Origin of the sequence: Marinomonas ushuaiensis DSM 15871, assembly GCF_000521805.1 — a bacterium.
GTDB classification, from domain to species: domain Bacteria; phylum Pseudomonadota; class Gammaproteobacteria; order Pseudomonadales; family Marinomonadaceae; genus Marinomonas; species Marinomonas ushuaiensis.
In genome coordinates, this window is sequence record NZ_JAMB01000001.1 from 113,006 (window position 1) to 129,583 (window position 16,578).

A 16,578-nucleotide genomic window follows, 5' to 3' on the forward strand; every position below is an offset into this window, starting at 1 on the left:
AGGGAAATATTATGGCAGAATTAAATACAAAAAACGGTCTTCGTTATTATAGTCTCAGTCACCGCTGGGGTCATGGTATGCCTGAATGGCCTTCAACTCCAGGTATTAATGTTGGCGTTAAAAAATTTCATGCTAAGGATGGTGTTTATGTCAACGAATTTGAAGGCATCATGCATCGAGGAACTCATATGGATGCGCCGATACATGTGACAGGTAATACACCAACAATTACGGGTTATCCGCTTAGCTCTTTTTTTGGAACAGGAGTCGCCGTATCCATTCCTAAGGGAAAATGGGAAGTTATCACTGCAAAAGACTTAGAAGACGTAAGACCTAAGATTCAACGTGGCGATATTGTAATGATCAATACTGGTATGCACAAAAAAATGGCGGATACCGATGAATACTTTGCTTACTCACCAGGTTTATATGCTGATGGTGCTCAATGGCTCGTCGACAAAGGTGTAAAAATGGTTGGTGTTGATGTCCAAGCCAATGATCATCCTATGGCAACTAAGCTTGTCGATCATGGCTTAGGGCCAACACACCCACACCTGATCGAAGAATATAAAGAATATACAGGGAGAGATGTAAAAGAAGACTTTCCTAACTGGGAATCAGCTCACAAAATTTTGATGGTTGATGGTGGCATTCCTGCTATTGAAAATGTGGGTGGAGAGTTAGATCTTGTCACAGGGCATCGCTGTACATTTATGGCCTTCCCTTGGCGCTGGCCTGAAGGCGACGGCTGTGGTGTCCGCATAATGGCTGTCATAGATCCCGATCAAAAATTCCGCATTCCAACAGGAGCTTGATATGAGTGATATTACCTCAACGCTTCGTGACCCGATGTCTCTATTCAATGTTAAAGACAAAGTAGCAATTATAACAGGGGCATCTGGTGCCTTTGGACGTGCAACAGCTCTAACGCTTGGCGCTATGGGCACTAAATTGGTTCTAGTTTCTGGCTCATCCGACGAACTACAATCTGTTCTTGCTGAAGTAGAGGATGTAGGAGGGGAAGCGGTTATCATGAAGCGCCGTCCAGACTCACTTGAAGATGCTGAAGCCATTCGCGAATTTGCGCTTGAAACATATGGTCGAATTGATCAGCTCTGTATTGCATCAGGTTATAACAAAGCGGGCTTCATTCAAGATATGGATTATGAAGACTGGCAAGCGGTTATGGATGCGAATGTTCGTGGCGCTTGGTTTATGGCAAAAGCTGTCGGTTCTTATTGGATTAAAAATAAGGTCAAAGGCAAAATGTTGATGATGTCGTCTGTTCGCGGAAGACATGGGAACATTTCTGGTTATACCGCGTATTGCACATCGAAAGGAGGTTCGGATGCACTAACACGTGTTCTTGCGACCGAATGGGGTCAGTATGGTATTACTGTTAATTCTATTGCGCCAACAGTATTTAGATCAAAGCTTACTGCTTGGATGTGGAGTGATGATCCTGTAGGACGTGCAACGAAAGAACGCTCCCTATCACGCATTCCTCTTAAGCGTTTGGGTGAAGCTGAAGATTTAATGGGAATGGCGCTTTATTTGTTGTCACCTGCATCTAATTTTTGCACGGGGCAAATCATGTATGTTGATGGAGGCTTTACAGCAGGATAATGGATAATCCAAAAAATATATCAATTATTGGCGCGGGCCTTATGGGGCATGGCATTGCCTATGTTCTAGCCCGTGCTGGCCATCTAGTTAGTGTTTTTGATAGATCGCCTGAGAGTTTGGCAAGTTTGGAGGAACGGCTTGACGCATTAGCGACTTTATTTGGTCATGACCGTAGTGCTGTGATAAGGGTTTCTTCCCATAATAATATGGCAGAAGCCGTGAGTAATGCAGAAGTTGTGATTGAAGCAGCTATTGAAAATCTGGAAATAAAGCAATTCATCGTTGCTGAACTTGAGTCAATTGTCTCGTCAGATACGATCATTGCCTCTAACACATCTGCGCTACCAATTACTGAAATAGCCTCAAAAGCCAGTAATCCTGAACGAATAGTGGGTTCGCATTTCTGGAACCCACCACATTTAGTAAAATTGGTAGAAATTATTCAAGCCCAAAAAACCTCTGACGCCACTGTTGAGTATATGATGGCATTGCTAACTGACGCAGGTCATCATGCGGTTCACGTTAGAAAAGATGTACCAGGTTTTATTGGAAATAGACTACAGCATGCGCTTAAGCGTGAGGCAATTGCGATTGTAGCCGCTGGAATTTGTGACGCAAAAACGGTAGATGATGTTGTTAAATATGGTTTTGGAAAACGGTTGGCCGTTATGGGCCCATTAGAGCAATCTGATCTCGTTGGTTTAAAGTTGACACACCAAATTCATGAGACTTTGATGCCTGATATTGATCGAACCAATAAGCCACACCCTTATCTTGAGGATCGCATAGCCAAAGGTCACCTAGGTATGTCAACGGGTGAAGGTTTCAGAAAATGGACACCAGAGGAGGCGAAAGCCTTACGCGATAAGTTTAATAGCTTTCTTTTAGAACAAGCAAAAGAATGATTAAAAATATAGGAACTGACAATGATTGAAGTTAAGCGTTTCGATTCAGCAGAACCATATGATGCAAAAGGGCACTTTAATATGAGTGCAATGCGTTTACAAGGAAAAGGCGTGACTAACCTTGAAGATTACTGGGTTGGTTTTTCTACTTTTTTACCGGGTGGTGGAGCGGATAAAGCGTCAGCACCAACAGGGAAAGTATATGTAGTTTTAAAGGGTGAAATGACCGTAACGAGCAGTGATGGCGAAGTCATTTTAGGTCAATATGACAGCTGCTATCTGCCACCGAACACTGAACGCTCAATCGAAAATAAAACCAACAATCCAGTACAAATGCTTGTGATATCGCCCAACTAAAAATGGGCATGTTTTAAAAAGGAAACCCAGATTTCTTGAAGATTTGCTAGATTGGAGTCAAGACAAATGGTTATATTAAACGAAACACACGATCCAAGTTTGGTAAGCTGGCTAGAATCAGCCAACTTACCAAGTACTGATTTCCCGATTCAAAATTTGCCTTTTTCGATATTTCGTAAACGGGAGTCAAAAGAACTTTTCCGTGGAGGCGTTGCGATTGGCGATCAAATAATAGATTTAGCAGCACTCAATGCGGCGGGTATTTATGTAGGTGTAGCAGCTAAAGCCTTAGCTGCTACCTCTGAATCTAGTTTGAATATTTTCATGGCAATGGGTGAGGTCTATTGGTCAGCATTACGCCTTGAATTATCACGCTCACTACGTGAAGGCTCAAAAGATAAAACCACAATTTCAAATTACCTCATCGCTCAAGTGGATGCTGAATATGCCATACCTGCGACTATTGGTGACTACACAGATTTTTATGCATCTATTTACCATGCAACAAACGTAGGTCGTTTATTTCGTCCAGATAACCCTCTATTACCTAATTACAAATGGATACCTATTGGCTATCACGGCCGAAGTTCTTCCATCAATGTGTCAGGTGTGGACTTTTTTCGCCCTTCTTCACAAACAATAGAATCTAATGCTGAGACTCCAACTTATGGCCCTTGCAAGCGCTTAGATTATGAATTGGAAGTAGGGATTTTCATTGGTAAAGGTAATGAGCAGGGAGAGCGTATTCTCATAGATGAGGCAGAGTCGAACGTGTTTGGATTATGTGTGCTTAACGACTGGTCAGCGAGAGATATTCAGACTTGGGAATACCAACCACTTGGCCCTTTTTTATCTAAAAGTTTTGCTTCCACTATTTCTCCATGGATTGTAACAATGGAATCCTTGGCTCCTTATCGTACTAATTGGATAAGAGATGAAGCGGATCCGCAGCCCCTACACTATTTAGAATCAGAAAATAATCGTGAATACGGTGGTGTTGACCTACAGCTAGAGGTCTTATTAGAAACAACAAAAATGCGTAAAAACCTTACACCACCAGTTCAGCTTTGTTTAACTAACTTTAATTACTCCTATTGGACTGTAGCTCAAATGGTAACGCACCACTCAGTCAATGGTTGTAATCTGAGGGCAGGAGACTTTTTTGGTAGTGGCACTATGTCTGGTCCGCACAAAGGAAGCGAGGGAGCTCTCATAGAGTTAACGAAAGGTGGTATAGAGCCGGTGGATTTAGGTAATGGCGAGAGTCGTACTTATTTAGAGGATGGTGATCGTATTATAATGCGCGCCTGGTGTGAAAAAACAGGCCTGAGACGCATTGGATTAGGTGAACTTAGTAGTACGATTTTACCAGCTAAACTCGATTACTTCGGTTGAATATTAGATCGACAAATATACGTTAAACTGAAAAATAAACAGACCTATCTTCTAGGTCTACCCATGAACATAATCAATGGCGAGAGAGACTCTTTAATTAAGTAAATTCTTAATTAGTTCGAACCGCCTAGGAGACAAAAATGAACATAATAAAAATAAAAATATTCATAACGGTAATAGCTTCGTTACTAGCTCTGAGCTCTCAGGTCTCAGCCCAAAGTCCTTTGAAATTAAAACTCGCCCATTTCCTACCGACAGGTAATGGACTGCATTCAGACTTCATGGAACCATGGGCTCGAGAGCTCGAGTCCTGCAGTAGTGGTACCGTCGAAGTTGAGATATTTCCAGGCGGTACACAGCTTGGAAATCCAACAAAACTGTACGATGCAGTACGTTCAGGTGCCGTCGATATTGCTAACGGATTAAGTGGTATGCCTGGTGGACGCTTTGAACGATCACGTATTGCTGAGCTACCTTTCGTTTTCAAAAATGCTGATGAAGCCTCTCGCAGCCTATGGAAGCTGTTTCCGGATTATTTGCAAGACGAATATCCTGGCGTAAAGATGTTGGCGCTATATTCGAGCAACCCAGGTCAAGTGCACACGACAAAAAAATCTGTCACCAATATCAATGATATGAGTGGATTACGTTTGCGTTTTCCTACTGCAGCTACAGCCTCTATGATTAAGGCCTTGGGAGGAGACCCAGTGGGTTTGCCACCAGGAAATGTTTACGAAAATGCCGAAAAAGGAGTGATTGATGGTGCAGTATTTACCTGGGATACCATGGATTCATTCAATCTTGCTGAAGTAATGAAATATCACCTAGATGCAAAAACCTATGTGGCTACATTTTGGTTCGGTATTAACCAAGCAAGTTATGACAAAATGCCAGAAAATGTCAAAGCTTGTATAGATCAATCAACTGGTGATGTACTTGTCGCGAAATTCGGAAATTGGTGGAATAAATGGGATAAAGCTGGATATGATCTAGCTAACAGTGCTGGACATGAAATAACAGTACTAAGTGATGAGCAGCGCGCCAATTGGCTAGAGAAACTTCAACCAATGATTGATAACTACCTTGCTAATCTAGAAAATAAAGGAATCAGCAATGCCCGTGAGATTTACACAAAAATGAAAGAGATCTCAAATGCAAACTAAACATAACGACACTCCTCGCTCTGGAAAGCAATTAGTGTCGGATCTAGTCACTGTGCTGTCTTTTATTGGTATAGCTCTCGCCATGTTATTAACGGTAGTAGATGTTGGTTTGCGTCTAAGTTCAACCATCATTGAAGTTTTTACCAATATCCGGCCTCGCTGGGGGATCATCGGTGTAGTAGATCTAATGCAGCTAGCCATTATGGTAGCCGTTCCACTCGGTATAGGTGTCAACTTCCTAAACAATCGTCATATCAGAGTCGATATCGCCCTCGATTTTTTGGGAAAACGCTTCTGCTGTTTTTCTCGATCTCTGACAGCGATGACTGGAATTGCTGTACTCGGCATTTGCCTATGGAGTGCTTCTAAAGAACTCAATGGTCAATTTGTCTTTCCATCCAGTTCAGCAACACTAAGTCTACCGCTAACATGGTATTGGATGCCTCTGATCGCTGGATTAACGATTTCATTAGTTGTTTGTATATCGTCGTTTTTATATCCACTATTTGAACGTAAACCTAATGGAGGTAAACACTGATGTCTGACCCTATGATTGGTATGTTCGGCTTCTTGCTATCCTTATTCCTTATATCACTCAGCGTTCCGGTTGCACTCTCTTTAGGGCTTGTAGGCATCACTGGTTATGCCTACATTAACGGATTTTCTGGTGTGTTATTTGTCGCAGGATCAGCACCGTTTGAAGCAATATTCCCCTATTCCTTATCAGTTATCCCCCTCTTTTTAATGATGGGGGTTTTTTCTGCACGGTGCGGTCTATCTGCGGACTTATTCCAAGCTGCCAATATGCTCCTCGGTCGACTAAAGGGTGGGCTTGCAATGGCAACAATAGGTGCATGTGCCGGCTTTGGTGCTATATGCGGTTCATCATTAGCAACAGTAGCGACAATAGGCCGTGTTGCACTACCTGAAATGCGTAAAGCTGGTTACTCTGACGAACTTTCCGCTGCAAGTATCGCGGCGGGCGGCACGTTGGGGGTAATGATACCTCCTAGCGTATTGTTGATCATTTACGGATTATTAACTGAGCAATCAATAGGCAAGCTATTTCTTGCAGCCATAATACCTGGACTGCTAGCAACCGCTCTTTATGTTATATGTGTTGCTATTTCTGTACGGATTAAACCAGACCTTCTGAAGAATAAACAAGTAAGTTCACCCGATTTTGAATGGAGAATACTTCGTAAAGCATGGCCCATGTTTGCTATGTTTACTGTTGTTATCGGAGGCATTCAGTTTGGTTTATTTTCTCCAACAGAGGCTGCTGGAATAGGTGCATTCGGCGCGGTTGCGCTTGCTATAGCACGACGCTCTCTTAACCGAGAATCTCTAATGTCTGCCATGCGTGAAACGGTGGGATTGACGGGGATGATTTTCTTTATCATCATCGGAGCTTCTTTCTTTAATTTCTTTATGGAAACTTCCGGTCTACCACAACTTCTCGTTTCAACGGTAGAAGCTAACGGATTGCCTCCATCTTATGCATTACTAGCGATAATCGTATTTTATCTTGTGCTTGGCTGTTTTATGGATGCTATGTCCATGATCCTTTTGACAACCCCATTTGTGTATCCGCTCATTGTTTCTCTTGGCTTTGATCCTATTTGGTTTGGTATCATCGTGGTTACTGTCGCAGAGCTAGGTCTCATCACGCCGCCTATAGGTATGAACCTTTTTGTCGTTCAGGGTGTTGTAGATGATTTGCCTGCAAGCACTGTAATGCGAGGTATAATTCCATTTATTCTTGCTGACACTGTTCGATTGGCCTTGTTAATTTTTATACCAGCCCTAACGCTATATCTACCTTCACTAAGTTAATATATGCATATTCTATTAGATAAACATGGAGTTCACAGAAAAATAATTATGAGGTCGACTTAGAGCATCTAAGGAACATGCGATCAAGTCGAACTGCGCGCCTTAGTATTCTGAAAAAATAATGGCAGCCAGCAATGTGGCTAGTTTGTCATTTTTCTACCACTAAACAAGATAATTAAACCTTGTTTAGTGGTTTTTTAAACGAATTAACCTTTTGCAGCTTCGATCATCTGGTCAACTCGAAATACGTTGGCAAGAGCAAACAGCATGGTGAGCTTGCTGCCATTTTTAGCTAACCCATGATAAATAGCTTTTCTAAAACCAAACTGACACTTGATGATTCTAAAGGGGGGTTCGACTTTTACTCGGATACTCGCTTTGATATATTCCGTTTTGATGGGCTGCTTATTTTTTCTAGGGTACTTTTTTAAGGTTCTTACTTTGCTCGGAATATCTGCAATCAACCAATCTACTTTGACATCTTTTAACTCTTCTCGCTTTTGAGCACCACGATAGCCAGAATCCGCGAGACAAAATATGCTTCGCCATGAAGAAGGTTCGCTGTTTTCGTGATGTCATAAACGTTGGCCGTCGTTGTACTCACACTTTGAGTTAACCCCGTTCTAGCCTCAACGCCAATATGGGCTTTAAAAGCCAGAACCACAGCTTACCTTTTTGTTTTTGATGCATCGCAGGATCTCTTTCTTTGGCTTTATTCTTCGTTGAGCTGGCCGCTTCAATAATAGTCGCGTCAACAATAGTGCCTTCTTTGAGGTAAATGCCTGCTTCAGACAGCCATTTATTCACTTCTTTAAAAAGCTGGCGCGAGAGCTTGTGTTTTTCTAATAAGTGTCTGAAATTCATGATGGTGGTGTGATCGAGAATCAGTTTATCTAACGATAAGTCAGCAAAAAAGCGTATGGACGTGATCTCATACAAGGCATCTTCCATTGCTGGATCACTCATGTTGGACCAATGTGCTATGGCCACACTTTTCTCACAAGCACTTGACATCACACCACTCAAATACCAAAAACAATTCGGTAATTGTTAGTCTTTTAAAATTCTATCAAAACGCCCAATTTGTAAGCGTTTCCCGCTTTTAAAACGGTTTTTTGCACAACAATAAAACACGCTTGATTTTTTTCCTCTCCAGCCGGACTTTCTTATAAAAATACACGATTTTTTCGAAAGACAATGAATCCCCTCTGTCACTAAAGTGTCAGCATTATCCGGACATGCATTTTTTCACTTTTGTTGCTTAAAAAGTGGTCAAAGAAATGTGTAATGCTCTATAACAATATGCGACCTTGGTAAAAAGCTAAATCCGCTTTTTATGCAGCTCGGGAGAATCCAATCATGTTTAAAGCGATTGATGTGTTACAGCCAGAATTTATTCAAAAACCACTCAATGAATTATGGACTCTTATTTCCCCTCTTTATAAAGCGGATGAAGAAAGCTGGTTAAAAGAGCTTTTGCCTCTTGCGAAGCCGACAGAGCAACAACTTGCAGATCACACTAACGCAGCCTCTGATTTGATTGCGAAAGTACGTAAAGACGACGACAACATGTCGATGATCGATGCGCTTTTGCTGGAATACAGTTTGGACACAAAAGAAGGCATTTTATTAATGTGCCTTGCTGAAGCCTTGATGCGCGTGCCAGACAAAGAAACCGCCGATGCTTTTATCAAAGATCGCTTAAGCGTTGCCGATTGGGCTTCTCACGCTAAAAATTCAGACTCTTTCTTCGTTAACGCCTCAACATGGGGATTATTGTTAACAGGCAAGATTGTCACCATGGACGAAAACCAAGATGGCACACCAGCCAACCTTGTAAACCGCATGGTAAACCGTGTATCTGAGCCTGTGATTCGCAAAGCGATGAACCAAGCCATGAAAATCATGGGGCATCAATTTGTATTAGGTCGTGATATCAAAGAAGCCTTATCGCGTGGCAAAGGCTATCGTGACAAAGGTTACACCTATTCTTTTGACATGTTAGGTGAAGCGGCTCTTACTGCTGAAGACGCAGACAAATATTTGCACTCTTACGAACAAGCAGTTGAATCCGTTGGTAAAGACACCTACAACCAAAAACATCGCCCTACGATTTCTATCAAACTTTCTGCACTTCACCCACGCTATGAAATTGGTTGTGAAGAGCGCGTCATGACAGAGCTTTCCGAGAGTGTAAAAGGCTTAATCACCAAAGCACGCGAATTGAATGTCGGCATCACCATCGATGCAGAAGAAGCCGATCGTCTAGAGCTTTCTTTAAACTTGTTTGAAAAGCTTTACCGTGATGAAGCAACTCGCGGCTGGGGATTATTCGGTCTCGTTGTTCAGGCTTACTCTAAACGTGCTCTACCAGTTTTAGCATGGCTTGCTGCCTTGGCGAAAGAACAAGGTGATCGTATTCCTATTCGCCTTGTAAAAGGTGCTTACTGGGATTCTGAAATCAAGCTTTGCCAGCAACGAGGCATCAATGGTTATCCTGTTTATACCCGTAAAGAATCCACTGATGTTTCTTACCTTGCCTGTGCCAACTTTCTTTTGAGCGAGCATACCCGCGCGAATATTTTTCCGCAGTTTGCCAGCCATAACGCGCATACCATCGCGACAATACATTGTTTAGCAAAACAGCTTGGAGCCACATCAGAAGAGTTCGAATTCCAACGTTTACACGGTATGGGCGATGCGCTTTATAACCATTTAATAAAAGAAAATGATATCTGTGTTCGTATTTATGCTCCTGTTGGCAGCCATAAAGACCTACTTCCTTACTTGGTACGTCGCCTTCTAGAAAACGGCGCTAACAGTTCTTTTGTACATCGCTTAATTGATGCCAGCTACCCAATCGCTGATTTGATAGACCACCCAGTAACAACACTAGAAAGCCGAAAATCATTGGCGAATCCGCACATCAATTTGCCAGCGAACTTGTTTGATGATCGTAAGAACTCATTCGGTCCAAACATTGAAATAGCTTCTGAGTGGACGCCATTCAAAGCAAAAATAGACGCTTTCATGGAGCAAGACACGCAATGGCGCGCCTTCCCTATTGTTGGCGGTGAAAAAGTGGCAACGGGTCACACTCACTCAATATTGAGCCCTTACGATCACAGCCAAGCGGCAGGACAAATTGACTGGGCCGATACAGAAACAGTTAGTAAAGCAATTGACCTTGCGGAAGCTGCGTTTCCTGCTTGGTCAGCACGTCCGGCAACAGAACGAGCGGATTGTTTGGATCGCGCGGCAGACTTGATGGAAGAAAACTACGCGGAACTTATGGCACTTTGCCATCGTGAAGCAGGGAAAACCATTCAAGACAGTATTGACGAAGTACGAGAAGCGGTGGATTTCTGTCGCTATTATGCACAACAAGCCCGCAGCCACTTTGCAACGCCAACCTCTTACATTGATTTCTTAGGTCAGGGCAAACAAGCACAACTTAAAGGCCGAGGCGTTTTCACTTGCATCAGCCCTTGGAACTTCCCATTGGCCATTTTTGCAGGCCAAGTGGTTGCCGCACTAGTCGTCGGTAATACCGTTGTTGCGAAACCAGCAGAACAAACCAGTTTGATTGCCTTTCGTGCTATTGAATTACTTCATCAAGCAGGCATTCCAACAGATGTACTTCACCTTCTTCCAGGTGATGGCGCAACGGTTGGCGCGCCGTTAACCAGCGACAAACGTATCGCAGGTTTGGCGTTTACCGGTTCAACGGGAACAGCACAATTGATCAATCGCACTTTGGCCGTACGAGGCGTCGCTCCCGTTCCTGTGATTGCTGAAACTGGTGGCCAAAATGCCATGTTGGTGGATTCAACGTCTTTACCAGAACAAGTCGTCCGTGATGCAGTTCGCTCTGCGTTTGCGTCAGCAGGTCAGCGCTGTTCCGCTTTGCGTGTTTTGTTTATACAAGAAGATATTGCAGACCGAGTCATCCCAATGATCAAAGGCGCAATGCAAGAACAAGCCGTTGGTTTACCTTATTTGCACAGCACGGATGTTGGCCCTGTGATCGATAAGAAAGCACAAAAAATGCTGCTTGATCATATTGAATACATGAAGACAGCAGGCAAATTGATTGCTCAAACGGCTTTGCCTGAATTTGCAGACAAAGGCACTTATGTTGCGCCAACTGCTTTTGAAATCGACAGCATCGATCAATTAACGGACGAAAAATTCGGCCCAATTCTTCATGTGGTTCGCTACAAGGCTCGTGATCTAAACAAGATCATCGACACTATCAACAATTCAGGCTTCGGCTTAACGCTGGGTGTTCATAGTCGTAACGAAACAACCTGCGCCAATATCGCAAGCCGAGCTCGCGTGGGTAACTTGTACATCAACCGTGACCAAGTCGGTGCTGTTGTTGGCGTACAACCTTTTGGTGGTCAAGGTTTGTCTGGTACAGGGCCAAAAGCTGGCGGTCCGCATTACTTACAACGCTTCGCCATTGAGCAAGACCTTTAAGGGGAGACAACATTATGACAATCGTACAACCTATCCAAATTCAGGTCGCTCAAGCTGTCTTCGAAGCATGGGACAAAATTGGTGTAACTGGCCGTGCAGAAAAATTGGAAAAAGCCCTTGTTGCTTTTTCTGATGAGCAACGCAACATGGCGCAATGGCAAATCGATAACGCCAAGCGTGAAATTGCAGAAACGCGTGTTATGCCAGGACCAACCGGCGAACGCAACGAACTTTCTAGCCAAGGCCGTGGGCCATTTCTTTGCATATCATTGGTCGAAAGTGACAAGGCTAACGTCGGTTTGGTCGGTCAGGTTTTTACAGCATTAATCGCGGGTAACCCTGTGATTACAGTCGGGCAAGTAGGCCAAGACATCATGGATAAAATCATGCCATATGTTGCAGAAGGCGTGATTCAAAACATCGCTGATTCAGCGTTGGATTCTTTGATTGAAGCCGATCACCTTGCCGGTGTTGCTACATTGTGTGATGACACGCAAGCACAGCAGCTAAGCCAACGACTTGCAGCAAAAGGCGGATTAATCTGTCAATTGATCGAAGAAACCGACAGTGAGCAGCTAAGCACCATTGCGAAGCCACATAATTTATTGCGCTTCGTAACGGAACGCACTGTGTCGAACAACACTACTGCCATTGGTGGTAATGCTACCTTGCTTGAACTAGGCAGCATGGACGACTAAGCTCAGAAACAAGAAAGCCCCTTGAGCGACTCATTATAAAACGAGTCATTCAAGGGGCTTTTTTATGTCCGTGTTTTATTGCTTATTCCACTTCTCGAGCATTAATAAACGCACGTTCAGACACTTCATGCCACGCACGTACCTTGCTGTTGAAGTCTTTAAACGAGTCGTACACTTTGCGACTCATTGGATCAGCTGACGCCACTTCTTCTAGAGTTTCTTCTGCCGCTGCTTTCAAAGCCACCAGCACTTCGTTAGGGAAAGTTTTCAATACCACATTGTGCTCGTTCACTAAGCTTTCTAACGCAGCGTTATTACGCGCTGTAAACTCATCCAACATCACAGCATTAGCTTGACGAGCAGCCGCACGCACGATCAATTGAAGGTCTTTTGGTAAGGCCTCAAAAGCGTCTTTATTAAAGATCGCTTCCATGGTTGAACCTGGCTCATGCCAACCTGGAGAGTAGTAATATTCGGCCGCTTTATACAAACCAAAGGCTAGGTCATTGTATGGTCCAACCCATTCTGTGGCATCAATGGTGCCCGTTTGTAGAGCCGTAAAGATTTCGCCACCAGGTAAGTTAACTGGCGTGCCGCCGACTTTCCTAAGCACTTCTCCACCAAGGCCTGGAAGACGCATTTTGAGCCCTTGAAAATCTTCTAGGGAATTAATTTCTTTGTTGAACCAACCGCCCATTTGTACGCCAGTATTACCCGCCGCCATAGGAATCACATTAAATGGTGCGTAAACTTCTTCCCATAATTCCAAACCGCCACCATTGTGCAGCCAAGAGTTCATTTCTTGTGCAGTAAAGCCAAATGGTACCGCAGAGAAAAACTGCGCTGCAGGCGCTTTGCCTTTCCAATAAAAGGCGCCACTGTGCCCCATTTCAGCTGTACCACGTGAAACAGCATCAAAAACTTCGAGTGCAGGAACCAGCTCACCAGCAGCGTACACTTTGACATTCAAACGACCACCAGACATTTCTGTGATGCTTTGTGCAAGCCCTTCAGCGCCAGTACCTAGACCTGGGAAGTTTTTCGGCCAGGTTGTCACCATTTTCCAATTAATAACTTCCGCTTTGGCATCTACCTTAGCAACCTCTTCCGCTTTTTCAGATCCGCCACAAGCCACCAAGCTTGCCGCCGTCAAACCGACTAATGCGAGCTTACTCCACGTTTTTATTGTTTTCATTTTTTTTCCCTCAGGAAGCTAGTTATCGTTATTTTTATAATAGTTAAAGGATACAAATCTTAGCTTTCTAAAAAATCAGTTAACACAACGGTAATCGCATCAAGCCAATGTCTGGGGTAAAAACAAAAAAGGCGTTTTAGATATATTTAACACTAAGTAAATTCATAATATTAACTGCGGCGCCCTCTCTCAAGTCCTTTTTTATTTCTTTTATCTTATATTCTAACTCGTTAAACAAAAAAGCTCCGCTATCTAGGATAACGAAGCTTTTAAGCTGTCTAAATGGCTTATCTCACTCAGCAAGCTGGGCCGTGTGATTTAAGCCAGAAAAGCTAATTATTCAACTTCTCGAGCATTGATGTAAGCACGCTCAGATACTTCATGCCATGCGCGAACTTTACTGCCGAAGTCTTTAAATGAGTCATAGACTTTCTGGCTCATTGGGTCTTTTGCCGCGACTTCTTCCAATGTTTCTTCTGATGCTTTTTTCAATGCAGACAATACATCAGTAGGGAAAGGTCTCAAGTCAACGTTGTGCTCATTTACCAATGTTTGTAATGCAGAGTTATTCAACGCCGTGAACTCATCCAACATTTCCGCATTCGCTTGGCGAGCCGCAGAACGAACAATCATTTGTAGATCTTTTGGCAACGCTTCAAATGCTTCTTTGTTGAAAATGGCTTCCATACTGGAGCCTGGCTCGTGCCAACCTGGGTAATAGTAGAACTTAGCTACTTTGTGTAAGCCAAAGGCTAAATCATTGTAAGGACCTACCCACTCTGTTGCATCAATTGCGCCAGTCTGCAAAGACGTAAAGATTTCACCGCCAGGCAGGTTGATTGGCGTACCGCCAACTTTTCTCAGGACTTCCCCACCAAGACCTGGAATACGCATTTTCAGACCTTGGAAGTCTTCTAGAGAATTGATTTCTTTGTTGAACCAACCGCCCATTTGCACGCCAGTATTACCTGCAACCATTGGGATCAAGTTAAATGGTGCGTAGATTTCTTCCCATAGTTTTAAACCGCCACCATGATGAATCCAAGAATTAATTTCTTGTGCAGTGAAACCAAAAGGAACCGCGGTAAAGAATTGAGCGGCTGGTGCTTTACCTTTCCAGTAATACGCTGCGCCATGGCCCATTTCTGCGGTACCACGAGAAACGGCATCGAAGACTTCAAGCGGTGGAACTAGCTCGCCTGCCGCATACACTTTTATATTTAAACGACCATTAGACATCTCACTAATATTCTTAGCTAGATTCTCAGCGCCCGTACCTAAACCTGGGAAGTTCTTTGGCCAAGTTGTCACCATTTTCCAATTAATGACTTCGGCTTTTGTATCCACCTTGGCGGTGTCTTCTGCTTTATCAGAACCACCACATGCCACCAAAGTCGCTGTTGCTAAACCGACCAACGCCAGTTTGCTCCATGTTTTCATTGTTTTCATCGTTTATCCCTCAAGAGACTAGTTTTCATTATTTTTATTGTTCCGCACTTAACGCTCTACGATGTTAATACGACCCTAATCGTATCAGTCGAACTCTTGAAATAAGGACAAAAATCGACTTTTTAGACACATTTTATGCACTAAGTTAATGAGATAGTATGGATTGACGCTTCAGCTCTCAAGCGATTTCTTGTTTTTTTATCGTCGATAGTATTTAGATTAGATGAAGCAAAAAACAAAAAAGCTTCGCTATCTGAGATAACGAAGCTTTTTTTAAACGATCAAATTGCTGACTTTTATCAAAGTATCAGCTCATCATTAACACTTAATCATTTGATCTAGCGTTGATAAAAGCCCGCTCGGACACATCATGCCATTCACTGACGGAACCCATAAACGCTTTCAGTGAATCAAATACCTTTTTGCTTTCTGGATCATTCGCTGCCGTTTCTTCTAATGTCTCAAAAGAAGCTTTTTTCAATGCAACAAGTAAATCCTCAGGGAAAGGTTTAAGAATAACCTTGTGTTCATTAACTAAGGTTTGCAACGCGGCATTATTGCGTGCTGTAAACTCATTCAGCATATCTAAATTCGCTTGCTGAACCGCAGAACGCACAATGGCTTTTAAATCTTTTGGCAAGACTTCAAAAGCATCTTTATTAAAGATAGCTTCAACAGCGGAGCCCGGCTCATGCCAACCTGGGTAATAGTAATATTTCGCAGCTTTGTACAAACCAAACGCAAGGTCGTTGTAAGGCCCAACCCATTCTGTAGCATCAATAGCCCCAGTTTGAAGCGCTGTGAAAACTTCGCTAGCAGGTAAATTAATAGGAGATGCACCTACTTTTTTCAGCACCTCTCCACCTAAACCTGGCATACGCATTTTTAAACCTTTAAAGTCTTCTAACGAATTGATTTCTTTATTAAACCAACCGCCCATTTGTACGCCAGCGTTACCAGCTACCATAGGAATCACGTTAAAAGGCGCATAAATTTCTTCCCATAGCGCCAAACCGCCACCATAAGAAATCCAAGCATTAAACTCTTGAGCGTTCAAGCCAAATGGAACCGTAGTAAAAAACTGCGAAGCAAATACTTTTCCTTTCCAGTAATAAGATGCGCCATGACCCATTTCAGCCGTACCACGGGAAACAGCATCAAATGCTTCCAATGCAGGTACTAATTCACCAGCCCCATAAACCTTAATATCCAATCTTCCATTGGACATTTCTTTGATATTTTTAGCCAGATTTTCCGCTCCAGTACCAACACCTGGTGCATTTTTTGGCCAAGTCGTAACCATTTTCCAATGAATAACTTCTGCTTTCTGTTCTGCTTGCGCTGTTACTTTTTCTTCAGCTTCACCGCAGGCAACCAAGACTGTTGCTGTTAAAGCAAGCAAGGCGACCTTTAACCATATTTTTATTTTATTCATCTGACTTCACCCCTTAGAAGACAAGGTAATTGAGAAG

Annotated in this window: 13 protein-coding genes and 1 pseudogene; 10 read left to right on the forward strand and 4 right to left on the reverse strand. The window is 43.1% G+C overall.

The window, feature by feature from the left end; translation table 11 throughout:
- The first annotated feature begins 11 nt into the window (after window positions 1–11).
- The 8 genes from MUS1_RS00475 (at window position 12) to MUS1_RS00510 (ending at window position 7,282) form a co-directional block, all read left to right on the forward strand.
- A complete protein-coding gene (locus MUS1_RS00475; RefSeq protein WP_036157577.1) occupies window positions 12–815 on the forward strand; it encodes a cyclase family protein in 804 nt (267 codons plus the stop codon).
- Window position 816: 1 nt separating this feature from the next.
- The gene (locus MUS1_RS00480; protein ID WP_051436015.1) at window positions 817–1,626 is read left to right on the forward strand and encodes an SDR family NAD(P)-dependent oxidoreductase; all 810 of its coding nucleotides are present in this window, start codon (window positions 817–819) and stop codon (window positions 1,624–1,626) included.
- A complete protein-coding gene (locus MUS1_RS00485) occupies window positions 1,626–2,531 on the forward strand; it encodes a 3-hydroxyacyl-CoA dehydrogenase family protein (protein WP_036157580.1) in 906 nt (301 codons plus the stop codon). Before MUS1_RS00480 ends, MUS1_RS00485 begins: the two co-directional genes overlap by 1 nt.
- Window positions 2,532–2,552: 21 nt before the next feature.
- On the forward strand, window positions 2,553–2,888 hold the full coding sequence (locus tag MUS1_RS00490; protein WP_211236401.1) for a cupin domain-containing protein: 336 nt from the start codon (window positions 2,553–2,555) through the stop codon (window positions 2,886–2,888).
- A 66-nt stretch (window positions 2,889–2,954) separates the two neighbouring features.
- Window positions 2,955–4,283, forward strand: a complete 1,329-nt coding sequence (fahA, locus tag MUS1_RS00495; RefSeq protein WP_036157584.1) for a fumarylacetoacetase — start codon at window positions 2,955–2,957, stop codon at window positions 4,281–4,283.
- 140 nt (window positions 4,284–4,423) lie between these two features.
- Window positions 4,424–5,446, forward strand: a complete 1,023-nt coding sequence (locus tag MUS1_RS00500) for a TRAP transporter substrate-binding protein (RefSeq protein WP_036157587.1) — start codon at window positions 4,424–4,426, stop codon at window positions 5,444–5,446.
- Window positions 5,436–5,984, forward strand: a complete 549-nt coding sequence (locus tag MUS1_RS00505) for a TRAP transporter small permease (protein ID WP_036157590.1) — start codon at window positions 5,436–5,438, stop codon at window positions 5,982–5,984. The genes MUS1_RS00500 and MUS1_RS00505 overlap by 11 nt, the downstream gene beginning before the upstream one ends.
- Window positions 5,985–6,004: 20 nt before the next feature.
- The gene (locus tag MUS1_RS00510) at window positions 6,005–7,282 is read left to right on the forward strand and encodes a TRAP transporter large permease (protein WP_245595723.1); all 1,278 of its coding nucleotides are present in this window, start codon (window positions 6,005–6,007) and stop codon (window positions 7,280–7,282) included.
- A gap of 206 nt (window positions 7,283–7,488) precedes the next feature.
- On the opposite strand, the pseudogene MUS1_RS15775 reads toward MUS1_RS00510, so the two are convergent.
- Window positions 7,489–8,257: pseudogene (locus MUS1_RS15775) on the reverse strand (IS5 family transposase); the annotation flags it as partial.
- 384 nt (window positions 8,258–8,641) lie between these two features.
- Here MUS1_RS15775 and putA point away from each other — a divergent pair.
- Window positions 8,642–11,764, forward strand: coding sequence for a bifunctional proline dehydrogenase/L-glutamate gamma-semialdehyde dehydrogenase PutA (gene putA, locus MUS1_RS00520; RefSeq protein ID WP_036157596.1), 3,123 nt, complete (start codon window positions 8,642–8,644; stop codon window positions 11,762–11,764).
- Between the two features lie 14 nt (window positions 11,765–11,778).
- The gene (locus MUS1_RS00525) at window positions 11,779–12,462 is read left to right on the forward strand and encodes a 1-pyrroline-5-carboxylate dehydrogenase (protein ID WP_036157599.1); all 684 of its coding nucleotides are present in this window, start codon (window positions 11,779–11,781) and stop codon (window positions 12,460–12,462) included.
- An 82-nt stretch (window positions 12,463–12,544) separates the two neighbouring features.
- Here the strand turns inward: MUS1_RS00525 and MUS1_RS00530 are convergent, their stop codons facing one another.
- From MUS1_RS00530 to MUS1_RS00540, 3 genes are all read right to left on the reverse strand, one after another.
- On the reverse strand, window positions 12,545–13,657 hold the full coding sequence (locus tag MUS1_RS00530; RefSeq protein ID WP_036157602.1) for a TRAP transporter substrate-binding protein: 1,113 nt from the start codon (window positions 13,655–13,657) through the stop codon (window positions 12,545–12,547).
- A gap of 336 nt (window positions 13,658–13,993) precedes the next feature.
- Entirely contained in the window at window positions 13,994–15,106 is a 1,113-nt protein-coding gene (locus MUS1_RS00535; RefSeq protein WP_036157605.1) for a TRAP transporter substrate-binding protein, read from the reverse strand.
- A 325-nt stretch (window positions 15,107–15,431) separates the two neighbouring features.
- The gene (locus MUS1_RS00540; protein WP_036157618.1) at window positions 15,432–16,541 is read right to left on the reverse strand and encodes a TRAP transporter substrate-binding protein; all 1,110 of its coding nucleotides are present in this window, start codon (window positions 16,539–16,541) and stop codon (window positions 15,432–15,434) included.
- Between the last annotated feature and the right edge of the window lie 37 nt (window positions 16,542–16,578).

Coding starts and splice junctions, on each gene's coding strand:
- MUS1_RS00500 (WP_036157587.1), top strand. CDS start 4,424: ATGAACATAATAAAAATAAAAATATTCATAACGGTAATAGCTTCGTTA.
- MUS1_RS00530 (WP_036157602.1), bottom strand. CDS start 13,657: ATGAAAACAATAAAAACGTGGAGTAAGCTCGCATTAGTCGGTTTGACG.
- fahA (WP_036157584.1), top strand. CDS start 2,955: ATGGTTATATTAAACGAAACACACGATCCAAGTTTGGTAAGCTGGCTA.
- MUS1_RS00480 (WP_051436015.1), top strand. CDS start 817: ATGAGTGATATTACCTCAACGCTTCGTGACCCGATGTCTCTATTCAAT.
- MUS1_RS00510 (WP_245595723.1), top strand. CDS start 6,005: ATGTTCGGCTTCTTGCTATCCTTATTCCTTATATCACTCAGCGTTCCG.
- MUS1_RS00535 (WP_036157605.1), bottom strand. CDS start 15,106: ATGAAAACAATGAAAACATGGAGCAAACTGGCGTTGGTCGGTTTAGCA.
- MUS1_RS00475 (WP_036157577.1), top strand. CDS start 12: ATGGCAGAATTAAATACAAAAAACGGTCTTCGTTATTATAGTCTCAGT.
- MUS1_RS00490 (WP_211236401.1), top strand. CDS start 2,553: ATGATTGAAGTTAAGCGTTTCGATTCAGCAGAACCATATGATGCAAAA.
- MUS1_RS00540 (WP_036157618.1), bottom strand. CDS start 16,541: ATGAATAAAATAAAAATATGGTTAAAGGTCGCCTTGCTTGCTTTAACA.
- putA (WP_036157596.1), top strand. CDS start 8,642: ATGTTTAAAGCGATTGATGTGTTACAGCCAGAATTTATTCAAAAACCA.
- MUS1_RS00485 (WP_036157580.1), top strand. CDS start 1,626: ATGGATAATCCAAAAAATATATCAATTATTGGCGCGGGCCTTATGGGG.
- MUS1_RS00525 (WP_036157599.1), top strand. CDS start 11,779: ATGACAATCGTACAACCTATCCAAATTCAGGTCGCTCAAGCTGTCTTC.
- MUS1_RS00505 (WP_036157590.1), top strand. CDS start 5,436: ATGCAAACTAAACATAACGACACTCCTCGCTCTGGAAAGCAATTAGTG.